This window comes from Vibrio natriegens NBRC 15636 = ATCC 14048 = DSM 759, from assembly GCF_035621455.1.
GTDB classification, from domain to species: Bacteria; Pseudomonadota; Gammaproteobacteria; order Enterobacterales; family Vibrionaceae; genus Vibrio; species Vibrio natriegens.
Map to the genome: position 1 here is coordinate 1,747,414 of NZ_CP141823.1, position 23,237 is coordinate 1,770,650.

Sequence of the window (23,237 nt, forward strand, 5' to 3'; positions counted from 1 at the left end):
GTGGGAGGATCCATGTTTATCGGCTTTGACTATGGCACTGCAAACTGTTCAGTGGCAAAAATGGAATCAGGTGAGCCAGTATTGCTCAAGCTTGAAGAGAGTAATTATTTCATTCCTTCCACGCTAGCGGCTCCGACGCGTGAATCGGTCTCTGAGCATCTATTTCGACATCGAAATATTAAACCGTTCGACCAGGTCGGAGAGCAAGTACTTCGCCGCGCAATCAACTTAAATCGCGAAGAGAGCATTGAGCTGGAACCCGAGGATATCGATTTTGGCCAAGCGGCACTGAATCGCTATTTAGAAGATCCTCGTGACATTTACTATGTTAAATCGCCAAAGTCATTCCTTGGGGCGTCAGGTCTACGTGACGTGCAACTCGCCTTTTTTGAAGACTTGGTTTGCGCCATGATGGATAACATCAAATCGCAGGCAGAAAATGACGCTCAACAAACGATTACGGATGCGGTGATTGGCCGTCCGATTAACTTTCATGGCCGTGGCGGTGAAAAGGCCAATACCCAGGCGGAAGGCATTCTTTTAAAGGCAGCGAAACGCGCTGGATTTAACAATGTAGAGTTTCAATTTGAGCCTGTCGCAGCGGGATTAGAATACGAAGCGACACTTACCGAAGATAAGACGATCCTAGTGGTCGATATCGGTGGTGGTACCACCGACTGTTCACTGATTCAAATGGGTCCGTCATGGTCTGGTAAAGCAGACAGAACCGCGAGCTTGCTGGCACACAGCGGTCAGCGTGTTGGCGGTAATGATTTGGATATTGCGATTGCGTTTAAGCAACTGATGTTCCCGTTTGGCATGGAAAGCAAAATGGAATCGGGCATCGTGATGCCGACGACTCAGTTCTGGAACCCAATCGCGATTAATAACGTCGAAGCGCAGAATGACTTTTATTCCCGTGACAACCTTGGAGCGTTAAAGCTGCTTCATAAGCAGGCGCAGGAACCGGAAAAGCTTAAGCGTCTGCTTGAGGTTTATCATGAGTCTTTGGGCTATAACATTGTTCGTCGTGCTGAAGAGGCGAAAGTAGCGCTTTCTGATGATGCTTCGTATCGCGCAGGTATTAACTTGTTGTCCGAGCTTATCGAAGTGGACGTAAAGCGTGAAGAAATGATTGATGCTATTCAGTCACCAAAAAATAAGATGACCGCATTGGTCACCGAAGCCGTCGAGCAAGCTGGTGTTAAACCGGACGCGATCTTTATGACGGGTGGTTCTGCACGTTCACCCATTTTACGCGATGCCGTGCAGTCGGTACTGCCGAATATTCCAGTGGTTAGCGGTAATTACTTTGGTTCGGTCACTGCGGGTCTGGCTCGTTGGGCCGAAGTGTGCTTTAAGTAATCGACAGTCCGAAAAGAGCCCGACCAATTGGTCGGGCTCTTTGTATTTATAAACCAGTTAGCGATTAATGGTTCATATGCTTTTCAATATGACCTTTATTTTCGACAGCTATCTCTACGTCTACTTTACCTGCGTTTTTAAACGTTAACGTCATAGGGAAGCGGTCACCTTCTTTTAGCGTCTGATTCGGGTTAAAAATCATCAGGTGGAAGCTTCCTGGTTCCAGTGCGACCGTACCTTTTGCTGGTACGCTAATCTCGCTAACCTTCACCATCTTCATCACGCCATCTTCCATAATGTGGTTATGAAGTTCGATGCGCGCCGCAATTGGGCTTTGTGCCGCGATCAATGCGTCTTCTTTTTCACCGTGGTTGTTGAGTTGTAAGAACCCGCCAATAACAGGAGCATTAGGTGGTGCTTCACGGCTCCATGGGTGATCAATATGAATCTGACCCGCTTCATATTCGTGAGCAAGGCTGACTGGGCTCATAACGAGAGCTGCAAAAGTAATAGCAAGGGTTTTAATTTGTTTAAGCATGGGTATTTTTCCTTTTGAATATAATGACTGCCCTGACCAAACGTAGGTGAGGGATTTTGTTGTTTTTAACCTGATTACTTTTTAGGAATTCAGGCTGGAAAAATACAAGGTGGAGATTGTTTTGGGGCGAGATGCTTGTAAACCAATCTTCCGGAAAGAGTAAAATGATAGGGAATCAGTGCGTGTTTAACACGTCGGAACCAATGGGTAGTGCCTAAGTAAAGCCCAATCGCACACAGCATGAAAAACTGCACGGCTTGAAGCAAAGGACACTCAAACTGAAAACCTTCGTGTAAGTTAAGGTCATGGATAACTGGTGAAGCGTCTTGGTTATTAGCCGCAATCAGCGTGTTGATGTCGACCCATTTAAAACCGTCCGCAGTACAAAGCAGTACTTTTTCGTTTTGAACTTCGCTTAACCAGTTTGTGTTATGCACATTTCTTGGGTTAAGTACCGCAGTCGAAGCGAGATAGAGTTGAAACAGCACAGCGAAGATGACCGTCAAAGCGGCTACGCGTTGCGTTCTCTGCGATGTCTGAGTCATTTCCATGTGGCTTTATTAATTGTTGTCTTTTGGCGCAGGATACTAACAAATATCCCTGAAAATGTAATGGTAAGATAGATAAAAGGTGATTCAACTGTATTTTATTTGTGTCTCGCTGGTGGGGCGAGGGTGTGAATGAGCTTTGCCATTAGCCTAAATCTGTATTTAATCCATTGTCAGTACAGGGCTTGCGATAAACGGCTGGTGAATTAGCGTGCTGGATTTGCGGGATATCAATTCAAAATGAGCATCTATTCTGCACTTGTTTGCCATTAACGCAAATATGACAGTAATTTAATACAGGATACGGTATTCTCTCCCACCTTTGTTATATCCCTGAGCGTGTCTTAGTAAATTATTGGCCGCGCAATCTTAAGAAATTTCTCCAATGAAATACGAACAACAGATCGAGTTTCGATACCCTAAAGGTCGTTTTGCCATGGTGAGTGTTTACGCATTCACGGGAGCGGCGATATTAGCATCGACCATTTTTTCTCTTTTGCTGTTTTTGTCTATAGACGAAAACCCGATGATGCAGACCTTGTTTGGTGGTCTGGCTATCATATTCGAAGCCGGTAAGTTCTATGCCTGGTATGAGTACGGTGAACGTCGCGCTCACAGAAACTATCCCGGTGCGATTACCGCATTGGTGTTTTACTCTGTGCTCGCTGCTATCTCTATTGGCGGCAGTATCGGTGGCATAAACAGTGCGACCAATAGTGCACAAAGTCATATATCAGTTGAACAAGCAAAAGTAGACGCCTTCAACCGCCAGATTGAAGCTATCGATAAACAGATCGAACTTAACAATATTGCTGCTCAGAAATATATCGAGATGGAACGTATTGCCACAGGTGTTACGCGAATTCAGGAGCAAAACAAAACACTGCGCGAAGAGCAGCAAAAGCTGGCTATGGAGCGTGACAGCTTACCGCCAGTAACTCAAGGTTCAGTCATCGGATTGATCGACAGTCTCGCGAAAGCGTTTGGTACGAGCTCTCAGCATGCTCAGCTTGGGCTGGTCGTATTCTTATCCATCCTTCTCGACTTTTTTGCCGCGTTCTTTGTAGGCTTAATTGGTGAAGAACAACGTTTTCGTTACTTCTACCGTCGTTACGATGGGATTAGGCTAGAACGTATTCGAGATATCGAACCAGAGCCTGCGGGCTACCTTCCTCACATTAAAGAAGAACAAGAGCCAGTGTTGCAAGAAGAAAAGGTTGAACCAAAAGCACCAGAGGAGCCTAAACCTTTGATAGAGCAAGTGAGTGATGCACTCCGATCGCATCAGATTACTTGCACTAAAAAAGCGGTGGCTAAGGAATTTAGGCTTTCTGCTGAAGAAGTAGACAAGGTGTTTGAAACACTTGCAGAGCAGGGGCTTGTCGGTAAAAAGGCAAACCACCATTACCACTGGATTGGTGAAAAAGAAGCGGCATAGCGCGCAATCTGAATGGTAAAAAAGAGCGTCAATTGACGCTCTTTTGCTATCTATACTCGAGAAAACTAATCTTTCGTCAGCTTTTTAGTCACGTCTTTTACCGTTGTCTTTTCTTTTTCTGGTGTCACCGCATCAACGGCTTTGCCTGCAATCCCGTCATCCGGAACCTTATCAGCTGCTGTATCTTTTAATGCTTCTTTAGGTGTACAGCGCCCACCAACACCAACCACTGCTTTCGTCGCTGCGGCTTTTGCTGCCTTACCAGCGTCACAATCTGGGTCAAGGACACCCGCATAGGTCGCTGTTGAACCGAACAGGAGGATCAGCAGAGCTAAATTACATTTCTTCATCATTGTCACCGTAGGGGTTAAACATACTTAAAGTGTAATTGAGTTATGTGAGTTTGTTAGTCTGGAAAATCGTTCTGCTTCTAACATACAGTGAAACCAGTAAAAACCAGAATTTGAAGTAGACTGAATAGAGCGAAATAGAAACTCAAGGAGTCAGTATGCTTTCATATTTGGTCAGCAGAAGTATTGAAATCGAAAAGTCTCAAAAGGAAATTATCGACTATCTAAAGGATTTTAAGAACTGGCCAGAATGGTCTCCGTGGGTCATTCTCGAACCGAGCTGTGAACTCACTTATCTTGGGGACCAAGGGCATGTAGGAGCGGCGTACGAGTGGAATGGGCAGCGCATAGGTTCTGGCTCTATTGTGTTAGAAAGTACCCAAGAGCACCGATTGGATATGGAGTTGCACTTTTTCCGACCGATGAAAAGTCACGGTAAGGTTACTCTGATAGTGACGCCGTCACAAAAAGGCTGTTTGGTTGAATGGCAATTGCATTCTTCGACTCCGTGGAATCGATTTTTCCTCAAAAGTGTATTCAAGTCGATGCTCGAAATGGATTTTGACCGCGGGCTAAAAATGCTCAAAAGCCAATTAGAAACTGGGAAAGTGTTGTCAGAACTTGTTGAAATAGCTAATCGCAAACAACCAGCCATTCATTACGTTGGCATATCAGGTTCTGGAACGATCCTCGAGTTGGGCGAAATCATCAGCGATCACATGAGTCGATTGAAAGAAATGGTCGCCGTTGAAAATGTGTCCGTGAATGGTGCCATGTTTTGTTATTACCTCTCCATGGATATGAAGCTTGGCCGATTTAAGTTTGTCACCTGTTTACCTGTCGACAGTCCAACTTCAGTACCAGAAGGGTTTGTTTCAGGGACAATTCCTGAGTGTGAGACGTTTGTCGTTGAGCACTGGGGAGAATATCGACTACTGGGTAATGCCTGGGCGATGGCAATGAACTTAACGCGCAGCAGCGGGGTTAAAGTGAAAAGTAAACCCCTTGGAATCGAGCGTTACTTAAATAGCCCTGATGAGGTTGAGCAAGCGAATTTAAGAACTGAGGTGATACTTTTCGAAAGGTGAGGTTTTAGTAACACTTTGATAGATAGAATGAAGATGTCTTTTATTGTTATCCGTAGGCAATGTTTGCTTCGTCGTTTAATGTGATGTATATCACAAAGAAGGGTTGTGCTACCAAAGTTACAACTAACTGTAATAAATATTTAATATAGGTATGAGTTGTAAAAAAACTTTAGTTTAGACATAGTGTTATTAAGTCGTTAAGAAACGGCTTTAAACCGCAAAAAGGAGCTTGCCTATGCACAACGAAATGATTCAACCTTCACACTTCGGCATTATCGGCCGTACTTGCATTGCCTCAATCATCATGATTGCAGGTGTTTTCACTCTTCTTTAACAGAGCTGTAGATTTTAAACTTCTACATAGAAAACGACGCAAAATTCAGGGAATTACCTTAGATGTTTACAAGGTATTCCCCTGAACTCCCACCTAGCTCAACTTCTGTTAGCCCACCAAGCTAAAAATCAAAGCACTCACCGCGACAATACCTGTCACTAAGACAAAGTAAGTAGATAGCTTACCGCGAAAATCTTTCAATGATTCAATCTTATACACAGCCATCATTGGCATAATGAATAAAATCATTGCGATAACTGGGCCGGAAAGGGCTTCCATCATACCAAGAATGCTCGGGTTCATGATCGCTGCTATCCAAATCGAAATAAACAGCACAACCACACTAACTTTATCTGCTCGGTGTTGAGGTAGGTTTGAATTTTTCGTCAGTAATCCGTTCAGGCTTTCTCTTGCGCCCAAAAAATGGCCTAGGAAAGAGGAAGTGATCGCAACAAAAGCGACCAAAGGCCCCAGCGTTGCAATGAATGGGTTATCAGTCGCATTGGCCAAATAAGACAACACGGATACGTTTTGCGCTTTCGCTTCCGTCAATTGCTGCGGAGAAAGGGACAAAACGCATGAGAAGACAAACAGCAGTACAAACGCGATCAGCATGACGCTTGTACGGCGGAGAATTAGCTCGGATTTGAAGTCGGCGTCTTTCCCGTAGTGGCGTCGTTGCACGTTGGCGAAGCTTGATATCGCTGCTGCGTGGCTAAAAGAGAAAATGACCACAGGTACGGCTAACCACATGGTGTTTGCAAACGACCCCATTTCTGGCGCGTTTAACACTGGCATCGTCCAGTTGGGCATCAAATAGAATGATAGGAAAGCAAGGATAGCGACTAACGGGTAAACCATAACCGCAAAAGCACGCAACATTACTTTTTCTCCAGCCATCATAATCGCAATCAAGCCAAAAACGAGAACACCAGAAAGAAGAGGACGGGGAATGGACGCCATGCCAGCCTGATTCACCATAAAACTATCAACGGTATTGGTAATACCTACGCCATAGATCAGTAGAATTGGAAAAATAGACAGAAAATACAGCAATGAAATCGCACGTCCCGCTTTTGCGCCAAAGTGCTCTTCTACCACATCTGTAAAGTCGGCATTTTTTATTTTTGAAGATAAGACAAATCGAGCCAACCCTCGATGGGCAAGAAAAGTCATAGGAAAGGCGAGGATCGCCATACTTACTAGCGGCCAAAAGCCACCAATACCTAAGTTAATTGGAAGGAATAAAATACCAGCACCGACAGCAGTGCCAAATAGGCTAAGCACCCAATGTGTATCGTGTTTAGACCATGATGTTGTGTTTAACTCACTATAACCTAAGGTTTTTTGAGACTCTTTCACTGAGGAATTGCCTTCGTATAAATAATAATGTGGCAGATGGTATATTTATTAGTGATTGTTATCACATTGGAAAGGTGGTGAATCATACTGTAAAAAAGGCAAATTCATAAATTATCAAACCATGAATATTTTAAAAATGCAGTTTTTTATGTAGGCCTTATGTTTTTAAATTAGTTATAAATACCTTTTTTGTTCGTTTTTTTGGAATTTGATTTTGTGCTTTAATTTTGAACATCAAGAAATGATCTGTGGTAATGCCTTCATTTAGAGGATGAGCGTGACGGCTAATCTACAGCAGCACATCCGACTAAAACCCGAGAAGTAGACCAGGTTGTGAGCGTATGAGCAATTTTGCACGATAATGAGTGCCATTTGCACTCTATCAGTGCGCAGTAATTTAAAGGATACTTATAAGAAAATCTTCAACGTGTTGTTATTTAAGGTTTTTAAAAGTTGGCACTTAGATTGCAATACTATAAATGTTCATCGTTAACTCGATGCACCGCTCTCCTTAGCAGGCGGAGATGCGGGATAGGGTATTACTTTTGTTAAATGTACTAACAGCGTTTAAGGCAGTGCAGCCTCTCTCGATTCGAGAGAGGTTTTTTTTTGCTTGTCACATCGTTCGGTATCATTGCTGACATTGTTATCCGCATCTAATTTGTGAGTGAAACAATCATATATTTGGCGAAGTTGCTGAGTCAGCTCGAAAGGTCAACAAACCCTAAGGTATACGTCTAGCATTGATTGTAATGAGAAACGTGGTACAACTACGTTTATTATTTTTAAGACATTAAAAGCCGATAATAAGAGGGAATATGAGCAGTATTTTGGAATGTATCCGCACGGTAGGACGCGGAGAGCGAGGCAGAAAACCTCTGAACTTTGATCAGGCCTTCCAAGTAATGGATGAGTACTTAAATGGTGAGTTTGACGATGACCAGATGGCGATGCTTTTGATGCTCATCCGAGTACAAAACGAAACTCAGCAAGAAATCGCAGGCTTTGTGAAAGCATTTCAGTCTCGTATGCCTGCAATAGGCGCAGATATTGATTGGCCTTGCTACGCAGGCAAACGTCAAGCAGCAGGGCAGCCATGGCACCTTCTTTCAGCAAAAATCCTTTCAAATAACGGCTATAAAGTTTTGATGCATGGCTATCATGATCGCCAGTCTGGACGTCGTCATGCAGAAGATTACCTAAACAAGCTTAACATTCAAAAAGCGCAATCAACGGAAGAAGCGAAACGAATCCTGGAGACAGAAAATATTGTCTACCTTCCTTTAAGCGTCTTTGCGCCTCGAGCTGAAAAGATGATTGGCTGGAAAAATCGTTATGGATTGAGAACGCCGATTAACACGGTTGTTCGCGCATTAAACCCTGGTCAAGCGACAATTGGAATTCGTGGCAGTTTTCACCCTGGTTTCCAGCAGCTTCATGCAGAAGTCGAGCATGAAATTGGACAGACGCGTCATGCAGTTGTGTCGTTCAAAGGTCAATCTGGTGAATCGGAATATAACCCTAAAGTCAGCCAAACCGTTTGGTTGAGCCAAACCAGTGGCGTCACTTCGCACTATTGGACTGAGCAAATGATTTCTGAAGTGCCTCTGCCATCTTCTTGCTTGTTTGAGACATCAGAGCAAGATTTAACACAAATGGCAAATACGGTGATTGCAACAATGGCGGTCGTACTATTTGCTGAAATGCAAGACCGAGAAAAAGCTTACGAACGAGCATTTTCGATGTGGGAGAGTTATACCCAAGGTGCCTAGTCCTTAAAAGGTTTTTGCTAATACAGTATCCTGTATTTACTTAAAAAGGCCTGCGTTAGCTGGCCTTTTGGCGTTTTAATGTAGATTCAACTTTGTTGTATAAACGTTACATACTTTCAACGTTGTAGATATCGTAAGGAAAGTATTTATCGGCAATCGTTTTATGGGTACCGTTCAAAATAAGTGCTTCTAGACCTTTGTTTAAAAGATCTCTTAAATCTTTATCTTGTTTACGTACTGCGATTCCCACACCTTTACCAAACCACTTCTGTTCTGTGTAAGAAGGGCCAGTAAAATGAAAATCTTGGCCTTGTTCCGTATCTAAAAAACCGCTGCGCAATCCAATCGCGCCGCCGAACACAGTATCTAAACGTCCATTAATTAAATCAGTAAAGGCTTCATCAAACGTATTGTATCGACGCAATTCGATGTTTGCATATGCATGACTAAGATATTGATCGCCGACCGTTGCACGCTGTACACCGACTACAATACCATCCATACCTTTTTCGCTAGTGTCGACTTCACGGTCTTTATGCATAACAAATCTTTGTGGAACAAGAGCATACGGTGCAGTGAATGCTACCTTCTTTTCTCTTGCCTCTGTGATGGTCATTGCCGCAATAATGGCGTCACTTTTTCTTGCTAATAGCGCAGGAATAATACCATCCCAATCCTGTTTACCGATTTCACATCTTACTTTAAGTTCGTCGCACAAAGCGTTTGCTAAATCTACATCAAAGCCAACTAACTCACCTTCTTGTGTTGTCCAGTTAAAAGGAGGATAAGCACCTTCAACTACAAATCGGATAGTGTTCCACTCTTTGGCTATCGCGTTACTTGATAGTCCTAGGCAAACAAGTAGAGTTAAGATTATTTTTTTCATTTTAAAATCCTTTTTATTATTTTCATCCGCGCAAATAGATGTTTTAAGCAACTGAGTGGATAGGCTAGGGTAAGTTCTTTTTAGGATCAAGCAGCTGGATAGACACTTTTAACAAAAAATATACAAAACGTGAAAGATGTGTCGGATGTGAGAACACTATTTTACGAGAAATAACGTCTAGTAGTAACGGCGAAAACTAATCAAAAATGCGATGAGGATATTGCAATTAGATCTACTAGATAATGCCTATATCATTGCCTAATAGGTATAGTTTATTTAAAGAGGCCGAAAGGTCCTTGAATGTAGAAAATGAATAGCCATCACTTGGCCGGTGATTACTCTTTCGTTCGAAAAGTGAACGGAAAAGCAAAATTGACACACTAGTTATGAAGGCTATTCAAATTATTTTTTAAACTAACTCGTCTTTGGTTAAAGGTTAAGCAATCTTAGTTAACCAGTTATGAGTATCTGGCGCTTTACCCCATTGGATATCGTTCAGTGCTTGGCGCAATTTTTTCGCCGCTGGGCCAGCTTCGCCAGTGCCAACTTTAAAATCTTGACCGTTGTGGATAAGCGTACCGACAGAAGTTAGTACCGCTGCAGTGCCTGAAAGCATTGCTTCAACGCCCGGTTTAGCGGCGCGCTCAAGTAGCTCTTCCACAGAGACTTCGCGTTCTGTAACGGTCATACCTAGATCTTTAGCAATCGTTAGGATACTAGAGCGTGTTACACCGTGTAAGAAGCTTGAATCTAGGGCTTTAGTAATGATCTCGTTACCATCAACCAACAGGAAGTTTGCAGCACCTGTTTCTGTAATGTAGCCGTTTGGACAGAAAAGTACTTGGTCTGCCTGGTATTTTGATTTTGCTTCTAACGTTGGTGCTAATGCACTTGCGTAGTTACCACCACTTTTGATCATACCCATGTGTGGCGCACAACGTTGGCCGGTTTCGTCTAGCAGTAGACGTAAGGCGTGAGCACCGCCAGAGAAATAGTCACCTACTGGAGAAAGTAGGATATATAGCATTGATGAGATTGAAGGTGCTGCTGCTTTACCAACGGCTGCCTCTGTACCAATGTGAGTTGGACGAATGTACATTGAGCCTGGAGGCAAAGGCACTTCAGATGAGAACTCAGACACAATATCAACAATCATTTTTGATACTTGTTCTTTATCAATCTCAGGTAGCGAGAGTAGCTGACTACTTTGAGCAAAACGCTCGACGTTTTGATCCATTCGAAAAACGTGTACGCTGCCATCTTCGTGACGGAATGCTTTCAGACCTTCAAAGCAAGTGCTTGAGTAATGCAATACGTGAGCGCCGGGATGAAGTGAAATACTGTCTGATGTAACGATCTGTGTGTCAGACCATTGATTATTTTCAAATGTTGCTAATGCCATCCTAGGCATAAACTCAGTACCAAAAGCCGCCATTATGACTCCTTTCTTATTCAAATTATCAAGCAGATAGCTCTGCCTTGTTCAATATGCGTGTTTGCATTATATGTTTTTCAACTTTGTGCGTTAACAAACAAGTAACGATTGTATGCGTTCTGGAGTGCTAAGACTTAGAGCAGAGTGGCATAAATTAGCATAAAGATAGTTTCAATCAGAATGTTATCTGTATCGCACAAAGTTAGTTTGTAAAACCATGATGAATGGAAAATGTGATAACAGCAAGCAGAATGTCGCATGCGATACGGATAGATATTAAATTACCTCGATCTCGGGTTAATCAAAGCTGAACCACCCAATATTCATACTCTGGTATTGCTTCCTTATCACCCATTCAGGTGATTTTTGAGTGATTGAATTCCTCGTCGCAAGATAAGCTTATTAATAGATCTATAGTTAAGTCGGTTCCCCTATAAAAAGTAAGGAGAAGGCTTATGGGATCGTTTCTCATTTTTAATTTCGACGGAACAGGCAATGAACCGGAAGATGCGAAGCAAGAGGTAAAATATAAAGCGAAACAAGAAGATGACAACATCAGTAATGTTCTCAAGCTTCATTTGATGATGGGAGGTAATCTTTTCCTGAGCGGAGAGCAATATGGACAATGTGATCAAAACACCGTCGATCATTGCTTTTATTATCAGGGTGTTGGTACAAATGGTAGTTGGGTCAAACGCGCAATAAATCAAGGGTTAGCGTTGGAGAGCTGCGATGTGGCTTCGATACTTAACAAAGCCAAAGCCGATTTTAATAAACACTATAAACAAGGCGATATTGTGCTAGCCACTGGGTTTTCTCGCGGGGCGGCATTGGCACGCCGTTTCGTTGGTCTGATAGCGAAAGAGCATCCTAGCGTGACCGATAACACCAAACCATTCGTTTTTCTCTGCGTGTTTGATACGGTCGCAAGCATTGGGTTACCAAACTTGAGTACCGCAAGCAGACCTGACTATGATGTTGTATTTGAATATGGATGCACCTTATCACACATCGTCAAACAAGCGATCCATATGGTTAGCCTGGATGATAAACGTCGGGCATTTCAGCCAACTTTAATGAACCACGATCCGAACAGGATCCATGAAATTTGGTTTGCTGGTGCGCATTCGGACGTTGGTGGCGGCTATTACCGCGACGGTCTGTCGGACATTACACTAAGTCACGCGATGAAATGGCTTGAGTATATGACCAGATATCATTCTCTCCCTGCAATTCAGTTTAAATTTCCGAGCCAAGCCGATATCGACAGGGCTTGTCCAAAGAGACTAAAAGGGATGATCGGACTTGATGATTTACAGCGAAATCCAAATTCTTTAGGAAAAAACCACCAGCAAGATAGGTGGCCAATCATTGATTGGGTGACTTTAGATGATCGACGTTGTTGCGTGATCGATAGAGATAAAATCAATGATGATTTGTATCCTGTCATTCATTACGCTGTGGCGGAGCGCTTACATCGGGATGATGACTACCGTCCTAAGTCTCTAATGAATAAACGCCATTATCTTTGGTATGACTTTATCAATCCTCCTGTGGACTGCCCTAGCTATACACAGCACATTCATTATGCAGCGGTGAACTGGGAAGAGTTGAGCGTCTCTCAATCGGTTGAGCGTATGATCGACGCTGACCGATTTTACAACTTTACCGGCATAGTGGTTAAACAAGGAGAGGAGTACGAGATTTCGGTTCGAGAAGGAGATAGCTGGCATGATGGAAAAGAGATCAGTTGTGACGGAGATGGTTGGAACTTAAACCATGTACAACTGGGATTAGCTGAGCTGCCGATTCGAGCGATGAAAGGGTTACGTCGAGTGCCGAGTTCTGACTGGTTTACGCTTTGTGCAGTGGTTGATAGTGATGACGATAGCGCAAGAGCGGTTGGACAAAGGGGCGTTTATCGAGTTACCAAAACAGGGGAGTTGCAGTTCTTTGCAAACGACCTGAAGTTTAAGTACGGCAATAACAGTGGCAGCCTTCGAGTTCGAATAGACAGAATTAAATAAATTATCTGAATTTGTACGCGAAAACGCTATAGGGCTCAGTTGTTTATATTTGATTGGTGGTAAATGAGCCCTATTGCTGATTTTTTAGATCAAAGTATTCAAGTTTGAACAGTTAACATTAACATTAATTTTTTAAATCTTTCATCCCTCTTTATTTATCAGTATGTTGTTGCTTATTTCATGGTAATTACATAGCCGTACAATTAACAATGTGTACTACCAGGTCAGGTATTTTTCTTAAATGAGAAATTAATCATCATTGGTCAATGCGTTATTTATATGCATTTTTATTTATATAAATATCAACAATTGGTCTAGAATAGTAGATACCATTTCCTTATTACTTAGTTAAATATATTTAAGCTGTTTACTTTTAAATACATTTCTAGTTAGGTACTAGAGGGTTAATACAATGAAAATTACAGAGTTGTTAACCATTAAAACGCCACTTCCCGTCAGTGAATTAGTTGAAAAACAAGTAGAAGAGTTACAAAAGGCGCTATGTATTCTCGGCTACCCGGTAGGTACAGTCGATGGACTCATAGGGCCTAAAACTCGCAACGCATGGGCCGAGTTCAAAACCGATGAACTACCAGGAAACCCTGTCCTAATCGGCAAGGAGTCGATTGAGCGTTTACAAGTGAGGTTAGATGGTATTACCGCAAATGATACTTATGACTTTACTTGTAGAGAAGGCGTGATAGACGCAATCAAACATGAATGTGTAGAGCAAGGCTTAGTACTCGACACACAGAAAGCATACGTACTCGCGACAACTCAGTGGGAAACCAATCAAACGTTCATGCCTGTTCGTGAAGCCTATTGGCTTAGCGAAAACTGGCGAAAGAAAAATCTCAGATATTTTCCGTTCTACGGTAGGGGATTTGTACAACTTACTTGGAAGAATAACTACGAGAAGTATTCACAGTTACTGGATATAGATATGACTAATCAACCGGATATTGCCATGCAGCCTAATATTGCTTTATTTGTTCTTATTCATGGTTTTAAAACCGGCACCTTCACTGGTAGAAGAATTTCTGATTATATTAATGATAATAATACGGACTTTATTGGTGCAAGACGGTGTATTAATGGCTCTGATAGAGCTCATGAAATATCCGAGATTGCAAAGGGATTTCTGAGGAAGTTTTAATTAAACAAATCAAATCGGCAACTTATTGATTGGGCGAAGAAATTATTAAAATAAATATTATCGCCCAATTACACTTACTTTGTCAGGTATATTACTTAATTAGTTGAAGTAATGTTTACCTGTAATTCTGTATATCCGGTGCTTTCATCCATCTCACGGCTAAAGGTGAGTTTAGGGTAATTATGGATGATTAACTCAGCTGTCGTATCAATGATTGTGCCTTCCATTAAGTGTCCACCCCAAACGTGCCCGTGCTCATCGGAAAGCGAAATATGTACATGTTGATGCTCGGGTGTCAACGTCCCCATTACCGATACAATTTCTAAAGGTTCTTGTTTGATTAAAGTTGATTTGGCACCCGCGAGACGAAGCTGGAGTTGTGACACACAGCCGACGCAAGAAGCGATTGAGCCTGCTGTAATGCCTTGTTCCAGCACAATCTGCGCGAGGCTTTGTTTAAGATCCATACCTTTGGTTAGCCTAACTACGATGACGTTTAATGACATATTATTTCCTTATTAAGGTGAGTAAACACGATAACGCTGTGTCTAAATCGTCATAACGCTTGGCCTTACCAAGTACCCGCATTCCTTGCATATTGTTGAGAATAAAACAGGCTAGTTCTTTTGGTTTGAGCGTTTTAGGAATTAATGTTTCCCTTTGTGCGTTTTTTATTGCTTCACTCATGATTTCGATGAGATGGTCAAACAAAAAGTGCCCCATACGTAATACATCGTTATCTTCACCAGCGTGTTCTACCAACGCATTTTGAACAAAACATCCGTAGCTACTTTTGCGCTGTAGTTGGGCAAAAGACGTCAAAAACGCTTCGATTTCACGCAGGGAAGCGTCATCTTTACTCAAATTCTCCAGAGAGGGTAACGAGACTTTTTTCAGGTATGCGTCTAACGCCTCGTAATAAAGCTGCTGTTTGTCGCCATAGGTATTGTAAAGGCTGAAACGGTTAATGTTCAGTTCGTCTGTGAGATCGGAGATAGAGGTATTTGAAAAACCTTTGCGCCAGAACAGGTTCATGGCGACCAAGAGCTTCTCATCTCGGTCAAAGTTAGCTTTTCTTGCCATATAGGTACCCACTTAAAAATCGTTGCTTTGATAGATTTTTCAATCTTATGAAGTGACGAGTAATTATATTCTTGACTGATCGTTTATAAACTGGCTACAGTATAACCTAACCGAACAGTTAGATAAAGGAATAGGGTGTTACATGAAGCTATATGAAACCGCGATGACGCCAAGTTGCAAGCGCGTTAACATTTTTCTTAAAGAAATCGGTGGAGATGTCAAACGAGTCGCAATAAATGTACGTGACGGAGATAACCTTACGGATTCTTTCAAACAAAAGAGTGTGAATGGAAAAGTTCCGGTTTTAGAGTTCGATGATGGCACCACAATTTGTGAAAGTGTGGCGATTTGTCGCTATTTCGATGAAGAGTTCAGTAACGATCTCAACTTATTTGGTGGAAATCAACGTGAACGTGCTCAGGTTGAAATGTGGCATCGTGTTGTTGAGTTTCAGGGGCTATACGCAGCATTTCAGGCATTCCGTAACATCAGCGCTATCTATAAGGATCGCGAAAACTGCGTAAAAGAGTGGGGCGAGGAGTCAAAATCTCGCGTATTGGAATTTTTACCGGTTTTGGATAAACGTTTAGCGGAAAGTGAGTTTATCGCGACTGATCGATTTACTATTGTAGATATTACTGGTTACCTGTTCGTTGGATTTGCAATTAATGCACTTCAGATTGATGTGCTTTCAACGGCTCCAAATATCGCTCGTTGGTTTGAGAAAATCTCAGCTCGAGAAGCCTTTCAAAGCTAAAATACGCTGATCTTCATCTGGTCATAGAAAGCAGTAAGGATAAAGTGAATCTTGCTGCTTTTGACTTCTATGGTATGAAACACGTTCAAATTGTTGAGTATTTCTCTTCTTTTGTAGTCACTCACCTATAATTAAATGTGTCACTGCTAGATTCGCTTTCTGAACGATAGAATCCCTTGTTCAGGGGGCGTTGAGCAGGGGCTTTAATTGGTAAAGTGCGATAGAGACAAGGAGAGGTTTATGCATATTCAACCTAAAACCATCAATAATGTCCTGATTGCAATGTTGATGATTTCTATCTTCGGATTGATTGCAATGTATAACAACAATACCCAACAGAATCAGGAGATTGAACAGCTGCGTGGTCAACTGATAGAGAAAGAAAATCAGATAGTTGTCTCTAACGAAGCGTTATCGTATACGCGTTACCAACATCAATTATTAGCAGAAGATTACAATCGCTATAGAGATGAGCAATCAATGAGTAACGTGTTAAGTCAGTAAACCAAAGGTTCTATTGAGGGGAAGGGGAATCACTTTGGATTGCTGTGGGAGCGTATAACACTTAACTCGTTCTATTGTTTCGCACAAACATATCTAACCTGATAAAAAATCTAAAAACCAAGTAAAGCGTTTCTGCTCTACCTGGTTCCTAGCGCTGACGAGCTGTCACTATTTTGATTCTGTTGTTTGTGTTGGAGTAAGCAAAGCTGCCAACTCTTCTTGCGTAAGTAAATCATCAGTTCTGAACATACCGTTTTCGTCATCTAACGACATTTTTGTTCGGCTAATGAGGTACCTTTTCTGAGTTGGCGTTAAATCTTTGAGCGAATCAATAAGCTCTCTAAAGTTGCTGCTGTTCATTGCCATATATCCCCCCGCTTTAAGCCTATACAGATTTGCCATTCATATTGTCTAAGTAAGCAAAAATCTGCTGATTAATCGTTAATAGCTCCCTATTAACTATAGTGATATCTGACACATCTGGTGCAATATTGTTGCGTGTATCCTCTTCAATTTCTTGTAATGCTGTGACGGCGGTGTCTTCGCCGAAGCTTTCTAGTACTCCTTTTAAGCTTTGCGCTAACAAGTGTAGTTCCGGCCAATTTTCATTGGCATATAACTCATTAATGCGTTCCAACCCATTAACGTGTTCTTCTAAGTAGGTCGAAAACACGGTGATAATGATCTCTACATCGTTATCCATAGCTTTGTTTAACACGTCAAAATTGATCATTTATTAATCCCTGTAAAGAATACGTTGGTTCTATGATGCAGGCAGTCGATTGGTGTAAAAATCCGCGAGATAGCTTTCTAACCAATAAGAACAGTTAGGAGGTATTGCTCGTTGTACTAAGTGTTTGACTCTATGATCGTTTGATGCGTTTGTTACTTCGGCGGTATCAATTGAACTCAGTTTGGGTGTTTGCCCAACTGAATACGTGTGCTTTTTCAGAGTAAAAAGAAGTTTCTGACGCCGATTCCACGATGCTGATTGTTGTTGTGGAATGCTTTGAGCCAGTTTAACTGAGGGGTGTTCAAGTATCTTAGCGTCAGAAGATTGGAATAAAATACAGTATAAACAGGGTAATGCAGAGTCGAGATGAAAAGTGAAGAAAACGAAGCTCGCTTGTGCACTTATTTCACAAGTTGGATTTGATGCCTTTCCACCTAATGGGATGAGTTGGTTAACCATCAAAATTGAAGTCGTTAAACATTGATCAACGACTAACACATTCATCTCATCAAGTGCGACTTCACCCTCAGTCAATGTACGTTTTCCTTGCAGAGTATTACTTTTAAACTAGTAACCCGAATAGATAAATTCAAGGTGGCAAGGGTAAAACAAGATATCGCCCAAACTTTAAGGTCTTTCGTATGGTTAAGCGTCGTTGCTTAATGTGATCTAATGGAAAATTCTAGATTTGGTTTGAATATTCGACGCAACAAGCAGATCTGAGGTGATAAGTCGTCGGTCGTTAAATTGGGTGGAAGGCGTAGATCAGAAAGATTAGTCTAAGCGCTTTTTAGGCATTTTGAAGGGCAACTTCTTTTCGTAATAAGAAAAAAATAGACAAACCGAAGTTTGTCTATTTTGTAGTTTTACCAAGTTTTAACTCAGAGATACAACGAAATTAGTCTTCGTAGTTCTCAATGCTTGGGCACGAGCAGATTAGGTTACGGTCGCCGTAAACATTATCTACGCGGTTCACTGTTGGCCAGTATTTCCAAGACTTAGTCGCTTTCGATGGGAAACAGCCTAGCTCACGAGAGTAAGGGCGATCCCATTCTGCTGCTGAAAGATCAACTTGAGTGTGTGGAGCGTTAACTAGAGGGTTGTTCTCTAGTGGCCACTCACCGTTTTTCACTTTTGTCATCTCTTCGCGGATTGCGATCATTGCCTCACAGAAGCGGTCTAGCTCTTCCAAATCTTCTGATTCAGTTGGTTCAACCATCAGTGTACCTGCAACTGGGAATGACATCGTTGGCGCGTGGAAACCGTAGTCCATTAGACGCTTCGCGATGTCTTCTTCGCTGATGCCTGTTTCTTCTTTAAGCGGACGAATATCAACGATACATTCGTGCGCTACGCGGCCATTTTTACCACGGTAAAGAATTGGGTAGTGTGGACGCAGACGCTCCATCACGTAGTTGGCGTTAAGAATCGCAACTTTAGTCGCTTCTTGTAGGCCAGCTTCACCCATCATCGCGATGTAAGCCCATGAGATAGGCAGGATAGATGCGCTACCCATATCTGCTGCAGAAACCGCTAGCTCTTTACCTTCAACACCGTTCTCGATGTGACCTGGTAGGAAAGGTGCCAGGTGAGATTTAACACCGATAGGACCCATACCTGGACCACCACCACCGTGAGGGATACAGAAGGTTTTGTGTAGGTTCAAGTGAGAAACGTCAGAGCCGATGAAACCTGGAGAGGTTAGGGCAACCTGTGCGTTCATGTTAGCGCCGTCCAGGTAAACCTGACCACCTGCTGCATGAACCATTTCACATACTTCTTTCACGTGCTCTTCGTATACGCCGTGCGTAGAAGGGTAAGTGATCATGATGCTTGATAGGTTGTCTTTGTGTTTCTCAATTTTCGCTGCTAAGTCAGTCATGTCGATGTTGCCATCTTCATCACATTTCACCACAACGACTTTCATTGATACCATTGACGCTGTCGCTGGGTTAGTACCGTGTGCTGAGCTTGGGATCAAACATACGTTACGGTGACCTTCGCCACGGCTGTCGTGATAGCGTTGAATCGCGATAAGGCCAGCGTATTCACCAGATGCACCAGAGTTTGGCTGTAGAGAGAAATCATCGTAACCAGTGATTTCACATAGCTTCTCTTTAAGATCTTTCGCTAGCGCAGAGTAACCTGCCGCTTGCTCTAGAGGAGCGAATGGGTGGATAGAACCAAACTCAGGCCAAGTAACAGGGATCATCTCTGCTGCTGCGTTTAGTTTCATCGTACAGCTGCCCAGCGGGATCATACCGTGAGTCAGTGAGAAGTCTTTGTTCTCTAGCTGTTTCAGGTAACGCATCATTTGCGTTTCGCTGTGGTGCGTGTTGAATACTGGGTGAGTCAGGAACTTAGACGTACGACGTAGCGCTTCAGGAATAGCAGCAAACTCGTTGGTTGCGATTTCAGAAGACAGAGCGTTAACATCTTGTTGAACACCAAACACTTCAAATAGAGCGTTGATGTCGTCAGTAGTTGTTGTTTCGTCGAAGCTGATACCTAGCTTGCCATTTAGCTTACGCAGGTTGATGTCTGCCGCTTGTGCTTTCGCGTAAAGCTCTTCAGTTTTGCCATCTGTGTTGATCGTGATGGTGTCAAAGAAGCTATTGTGAGCAAGCTCGTAGCCAGACTTAGTCAGACCAGCAGCCAGAATCGCAGTCATGTGGTGAGTGCGACGAGCGATAGTGCGTAGACCTTCTGCGCCGTGGAATACCGCGTAGAAAGATGCCATGTTCGCTAGTAGTGCTTGCGCAGTACAGATGTTTGATGTCGCTTTTTCACGGCGGATGTGCTGTTCACGCGTTTGCATCGCCATACGCAGTGCTTGGTTGCCGTTTACATCGATAGAAACACCGATTACACGACCAGGCATTGTACGCTTATGCTTATCACGAGTTGCCATGAATGCTGCGTGTGGACCGCCGTAACCCATAGGTACGCCGAAACGCTGAGCTGAACCAATAACCACGTCTGCACCCATTTCACCTGCTGGTTTCAGCAAAGTAGAAGCGAGTAGGTCAGTAGCAACCGTTACTAATGTTTTGTTAGCTTGTGCTTTCGCGATGATGTCCGTTAAATCACGTACTTCACCTGTTGTACCTGGGTACTGAACTAGCGCACCAAATACGTCTTGTTCTGGTAGTGATTCAAGTGAACCAACGAGTACTTCAAAGCCAATGTATTTAGCACGAGTTTTTACAACTTCTAGAGTTTGTGGGTGAACATCGTCAGCCACGAAGAATACGTTACTTTTGCTCTTACCTGCACGCTTACATAGCGTCATCGCTTCAGCTGCTGCCGTTGCTTCGTCAAGAAGAGAAGCGTTCGCGATTTCCATACCAGTTAGGTCCATGACCATTTGTTGGTAGTTAAGAAGCGCTTCCAGACGACCTTGAGAGATCTCTGGTTGGTAAGGAGTGTAAGCTGTGTACCAGCCTGGGTTTTCTAGTACGTTACGTAGAATGACATTTGGCGTGAAGGTGTTGTAGTAACCTTGACCGATGAACGTACGTTTAATTTGGTTTTGGTCAGCGAATTTGCGCATCGCAACCAGCATGTCCGCTTCGCTTTTCGCTTCTGCTAGTGCTAGTGGCTTTTCTAGGCGAATTTGTGCTGGAACCGTTTCTTCGATAAGTGCGTCAAGGTTAGCAACATTGATCGCATCCAACATTTTTTGTTGGTCAGATTTGTTTGGGCCGTTGTGGCGAGCAACGAACTCATTTTGTGTGCTGAGGCTTTGAAGTAATTCAGTCATTGTCCTTTACCTACTCCATCGTTCGGGTAACGTATCGGGTCGTTACTGATATGGTCCGAACATTGAAAAAAAGCTGCCTTCCAGGCGGGGGCAGCTTTGCAAATCTTCCTAATTACTCTTCTTCAATTGAGTTTAGGTATTCTTCTGCGTCTTTTAGGTTGTCTAGTTCTGATGGGTCAGACATCTTAACTTTAACAATCCAGCCGCCTTCATATGGTTCTTCGTTGATTAGCTCTGGGCTATCTTCAAGCTCTTCGTTGATTTCTACAACTTCACCGCTGATAGGTGCGTAGATATCTGAAGCTGCTTTTACAGACTCAACAAGAGAGAAGCTATCGCCAGCTTCAATTTCGTCTTCCACGTCTGGTAGGTCAACGAATACTACGTCACCAAGCATTTCTTGTGCGTGCTCAGAAATACCGATAGTTACTGTGCCATCGCCATTATCACGTACCCACTCGTGGCTATCTGCAAACTTCAATGTGTTGTCCATTGCTTAATCTCCAAAAAATAACTGCGTTTAAATTGTTTATTGGTAAAGAGGGAATCGGCCGCACAGTGCTTTCACTTCTTTGCGAACGCGCTGTTCTACTTCTGCGTTACCTTCAGGGCTTTCTACTAACCCATCCAATACATCGCCAATCCAATTACCGATGAGCTTGAATTCTTCTGCGCCAAAGCCGCGGCTTGTGCCAGCTGGTGTACCCAAACGGATACCCGATGTAATCATAGGCTTCTCTGAGTCAAATGGGATGCCATTTTTATTACATGTGATTCCCGCACGCTCGAGAGCTTCTTCTGCTTTGTTACCTTTCAAACCCTTAGGACGAAGGTCAACCAGCATTAGGTGAGTATCGGTTCCGCCAGTCACAATGTCGCAACCGCGAGTCTGCAATACTTCAGCTAATACTTTTGCGTTATTGATCACTGAATTGATATAAGTTTTGAACTCAGGGCCAAGCGCTTCACCAAATGCGACGGCTTTTGCAGCAATAACGTGCATTAGCGGGCCACCTTGAAGGCCAGGGAATACCGCTGAGTTGATTTTCTTAATAATGTCTTCGTGGTTGGTTAAGATCATGCCGCCACGTGGACCACGCAATGTTTTGTGCGTTGTTGTCGTTACAACATGTGCGTGTGGTAGTGGGCTTGGGTGAGCACCAGTCGCGATAAGACCTGCGATGTGCGCCATATCAACCATTAGAATAGCTTCAACTTCGTCTGCAATTTCGCGGAACTTAGCGAAGTCGATAGTACGTGGAATAGCACTGCCACCAGCGATGATCATTTTTGGTTTGTGCTCAAGCGCAAGAGCACGAACATCTTCGTAATTAATTTCTAGTGTTTCGCGGTCAACACCGTACTGAACGGCATTGAACCATTTACCTGATAGAGCAGGGCGTGCACCGTGAGTAAGGTGGCCACCCGCGTCTAATGACATACCTAAAATGGTGTCGCCTGGCTGAAGAAGAGCCAGTTTTACTGCGCCGTTCGCCTGAGCACCTGAGTGAGGTTGAACGTTTGCGTATTCGCAACTAAAAAGTTTTTTCGCACGTTCGATAGCGATTGCCTCAACCGTATCAACGTGTTCACAACCACCGTAGTAACGACGGCCAGGGTAACCTTCAGCGTATTTATTTGTTAGGCAAGTGCCTTGAGCTTGCATTACCGCTTTAGACACAATGTTCTCAGAAGCGATAAGTTCGATTTGTTCGTTTTGGCGAGCGAATTCCGCCTGAATTCCAGCAAAGACAGCATCATCTGTCGCAGAGAGGTTGGTAGAGAAAAAGTTTTCCAAGCTGTGGTTAGGGTAACTCTTGTTCATGGTAGTTGACCTTCCAAATCTGAAAATGAACCCGCATAGATTGAATTATTGGTTTGCGGTTAGGTTCATTTGTCCTCAAAACAGCTGAACTGCATAGCAGAACAGAGCGAACATCCAGCCCTAAAAGTGGGCAAAAACTCCGTCGAATCGTGCGTTACTAATCCAATCTCTCACGCCTAATCGTTTACGGAAAAGTGCATCTCTACATCTAACAAGGCTGTAACATAACGCTTGGGGCGGGAACAATCAACAAAAAATTTCCTATAGGAAACG

22 protein-coding genes are annotated in these 23,237 nt (G+C 43.1%); 8 read left to right on the forward strand and 14 right to left on the reverse strand.

The window, feature by feature from the left end; genetic code table 11:
• Nucleotides 1–12: 12 nt before the first annotated feature.
• On the forward strand, nucleotides 13–1,365 hold the full coding sequence (gene yegD / locus VER99_RS22180) for a molecular chaperone (protein WP_020334963.1): 1,353 nt from the start codon (nucleotides 13–15) through the stop codon (nucleotides 1,363–1,365).
• A 64-nt stretch (nucleotides 1,366–1,429) separates the two neighbouring features.
• Here the strand turns inward: yegD and VER99_RS22185 are convergent, their stop codons facing one another.
• Both VER99_RS22185 and VER99_RS22190 read right to left on the reverse strand, forming a co-directional pair.
• Complete coding sequence (locus VER99_RS22185; protein WP_020334962.1) at nucleotides 1,430–1,903, reverse strand: copper chaperone PCu(A)C; 474 nt, start codon at nucleotides 1,901–1,903, stop codon at nucleotides 1,430–1,432.
• Nucleotides 1,904–1,992: 89 nt separating this feature from the next.
• Nucleotides 1,993–2,454 (reverse strand): hypothetical protein, encoded by a 462-nt coding sequence (locus tag VER99_RS22190; RefSeq protein ID WP_024372986.1) that lies wholly within the window; start codon nucleotides 2,452–2,454, stop codon nucleotides 1,993–1,995.
• A gap of 382 nt (nucleotides 2,455–2,836) precedes the next feature.
• Here VER99_RS22190 and VER99_RS22195 point away from each other — a divergent pair, with 382 nt between their 5' ends.
• Nucleotides 2,837–3,889 carry a hypothetical protein gene (locus tag VER99_RS22195; protein WP_020334960.1) on the forward strand — a complete coding sequence of 351 codons (1,053 nt, stop codon included), beginning with the start codon at nucleotides 2,837–2,839 and terminating at the stop codon, nucleotides 3,887–3,889.
• A 65-nt stretch (nucleotides 3,890–3,954) separates the two neighbouring features.
• Here the strand turns inward: VER99_RS22195 and VER99_RS22200 are convergent, their stop codons facing one another.
• Nucleotides 3,955–4,239, reverse strand: coding sequence for a hypothetical protein (locus tag VER99_RS22200; RefSeq protein WP_014234319.1), 285 nt, complete (start codon nucleotides 4,237–4,239; stop codon nucleotides 3,955–3,957).
• Between the two features lie 158 nt (nucleotides 4,240–4,397).
• Between VER99_RS22200 and VER99_RS22205 the strand changes: the two genes are divergently transcribed.
• Nucleotides 4,398–5,327, forward strand: a complete 930-nt coding sequence (locus VER99_RS22205; RefSeq protein ID WP_020334958.1) for an SRPBCC family protein — start codon at nucleotides 4,398–4,400, stop codon at nucleotides 5,325–5,327.
• A 442-nt stretch (nucleotides 5,328–5,769) separates the two neighbouring features.
• On the opposite strand, the gene VER99_RS22210 is transcribed toward VER99_RS22205, so the two are convergent.
• Complete coding sequence (locus VER99_RS22210; RefSeq protein ID WP_020334957.1) at nucleotides 5,770–7,023, reverse strand: aromatic amino acid transport family protein; 1,254 nt, start codon at nucleotides 7,021–7,023, stop codon at nucleotides 5,770–5,772.
• 818 nt (nucleotides 7,024–7,841) lie between these two features.
• Between VER99_RS22210 and VER99_RS22215 the strand changes: the two genes are divergently transcribed.
• Nucleotides 7,842–8,795 (forward strand): glycosyl transferase family protein, encoded by a 954-nt coding sequence (locus VER99_RS22215; protein WP_020334956.1) that lies wholly within the window; start codon nucleotides 7,842–7,844, stop codon nucleotides 8,793–8,795.
• 106 nt (nucleotides 8,796–8,901) lie between these two features.
• Here the strand turns inward: VER99_RS22215 and VER99_RS22220 are convergent, their stop codons facing one another.
• Nucleotides 8,902–9,681 carry a transporter substrate-binding domain-containing protein gene (locus VER99_RS22220; protein WP_020334955.1) on the reverse strand — a complete coding sequence of 260 codons (780 nt, stop codon included), beginning with the start codon at nucleotides 9,679–9,681 and terminating at the stop codon, nucleotides 8,902–8,904.
• A gap of 436 nt (nucleotides 9,682–10,117) precedes the next feature.
• Nucleotides 10,118–11,116, reverse strand: a complete 999-nt coding sequence (locus tag VER99_RS22225; protein WP_014234314.1) for a branched-chain amino acid aminotransferase — start codon at nucleotides 11,114–11,116, stop codon at nucleotides 10,118–10,120.
• 455 nt (nucleotides 11,117–11,571) lie between these two features.
• Between VER99_RS22225 and VER99_RS22230 the strand changes: the two genes are divergently transcribed.
• Together VER99_RS22230 and VER99_RS22235 are read left to right on the forward strand one after the other, a co-directional pair.
• Nucleotides 11,572–13,143, forward strand: a complete 1,572-nt coding sequence (locus VER99_RS22230; RefSeq protein ID WP_020334954.1) for a T6SS phospholipase effector Tle1-like catalytic domain-containing protein — start codon at nucleotides 11,572–11,574, stop codon at nucleotides 13,141–13,143.
• Nucleotides 13,144–13,555: 412 nt separating this feature from the next.
• A complete protein-coding gene (locus VER99_RS22235; protein ID WP_020334953.1) occupies nucleotides 13,556–14,299 on the forward strand; it encodes a peptidoglycan-binding protein in 744 nt (247 codons plus the stop codon).
• A gap of 95 nt (nucleotides 14,300–14,394) precedes the next feature.
• On the opposite strand, the gene VER99_RS22240 is transcribed toward VER99_RS22235, so the two are convergent.
• The gene (locus VER99_RS22240; RefSeq protein WP_020334952.1) at nucleotides 14,395–14,805 is read right to left on the reverse strand and encodes a PPC domain-containing DNA-binding protein; all 411 of its coding nucleotides are present in this window, start codon (nucleotides 14,803–14,805) and stop codon (nucleotides 14,395–14,397) included.
• Between the two features lies 1 nt (nucleotide 14,806).
• Nucleotides 14,807–15,382, reverse strand: a complete 576-nt coding sequence (locus VER99_RS22245) for a TetR/AcrR family transcriptional regulator (protein WP_020334951.1) — start codon at nucleotides 15,380–15,382, stop codon at nucleotides 14,807–14,809.
• Nucleotides 15,383–15,524: 142 nt separating this feature from the next.
• Here VER99_RS22245 and VER99_RS22250 point away from each other — a divergent pair, with 142 nt between their 5' ends.
• Together VER99_RS22250 and VER99_RS22255 are read left to right on the forward strand one after the other, a co-directional pair.
• Nucleotides 15,525–16,139: a glutathione S-transferase gene (locus tag VER99_RS22250; protein ID WP_020334950.1), complete on the forward strand. Its 615-nt coding sequence runs from the start codon at nucleotides 15,525–15,527 to the stop codon at nucleotides 16,137–16,139.
• 240 nt (nucleotides 16,140–16,379) lie between these two features.
• A complete protein-coding gene (locus VER99_RS22255; RefSeq protein WP_014234308.1) occupies nucleotides 16,380–16,643 on the forward strand; it encodes a hypothetical protein in 264 nt (87 codons plus the stop codon).
• Between the two features lie 168 nt (nucleotides 16,644–16,811).
• On the opposite strand, the gene VER99_RS22260 is transcribed toward VER99_RS22255, so the two are convergent.
• From VER99_RS22260 to VER99_RS22285, 6 genes are all read right to left on the reverse strand, one after another.
• On the reverse strand, nucleotides 16,812–17,003 hold the full coding sequence (locus tag VER99_RS22260) for a hypothetical protein (protein ID WP_014234307.1): 192 nt from the start codon (nucleotides 17,001–17,003) through the stop codon (nucleotides 16,812–16,814).
• Nucleotides 17,004–17,028: 25 nt separating this feature from the next.
• Nucleotides 17,029–17,376 carry an Hpt domain-containing protein gene (locus tag VER99_RS22265; RefSeq protein ID WP_014234306.1) on the reverse strand — a complete coding sequence of 116 codons (348 nt, stop codon included), beginning with the start codon at nucleotides 17,374–17,376 and terminating at the stop codon, nucleotides 17,029–17,031.
• Nucleotides 17,377–17,406: 30 nt separating this feature from the next.
• Nucleotides 17,407–17,910, reverse strand: coding sequence for a hypothetical protein (locus VER99_RS22270; RefSeq protein ID WP_020334948.1), 504 nt, complete (start codon nucleotides 17,908–17,910; stop codon nucleotides 17,407–17,409).
• Between the two features lie 364 nt (nucleotides 17,911–18,274).
• Entirely contained in the window at nucleotides 18,275–21,139 is a 2,865-nt protein-coding gene (gcvP, locus tag VER99_RS22275) for an aminomethyl-transferring glycine dehydrogenase (RefSeq protein WP_020334947.1), read from the reverse strand.
• Nucleotides 21,140–21,251: 112 nt separating this feature from the next.
• A complete protein-coding gene (gcvH, locus tag VER99_RS22280) occupies nucleotides 21,252–21,632 on the reverse strand; it encodes a glycine cleavage system protein GcvH (RefSeq protein WP_014234303.1) in 381 nt (126 codons plus the stop codon).
• Nucleotides 21,633–21,668: 36 nt separating this feature from the next.
• Nucleotides 21,669–22,964 (reverse strand): serine hydroxymethyltransferase, encoded by a 1,296-nt coding sequence (locus VER99_RS22285; RefSeq protein ID WP_020334946.1) that lies wholly within the window; start codon nucleotides 22,962–22,964, stop codon nucleotides 21,669–21,671.
• Nucleotides 22,965–23,237: the final 273 nt, after the last annotated feature.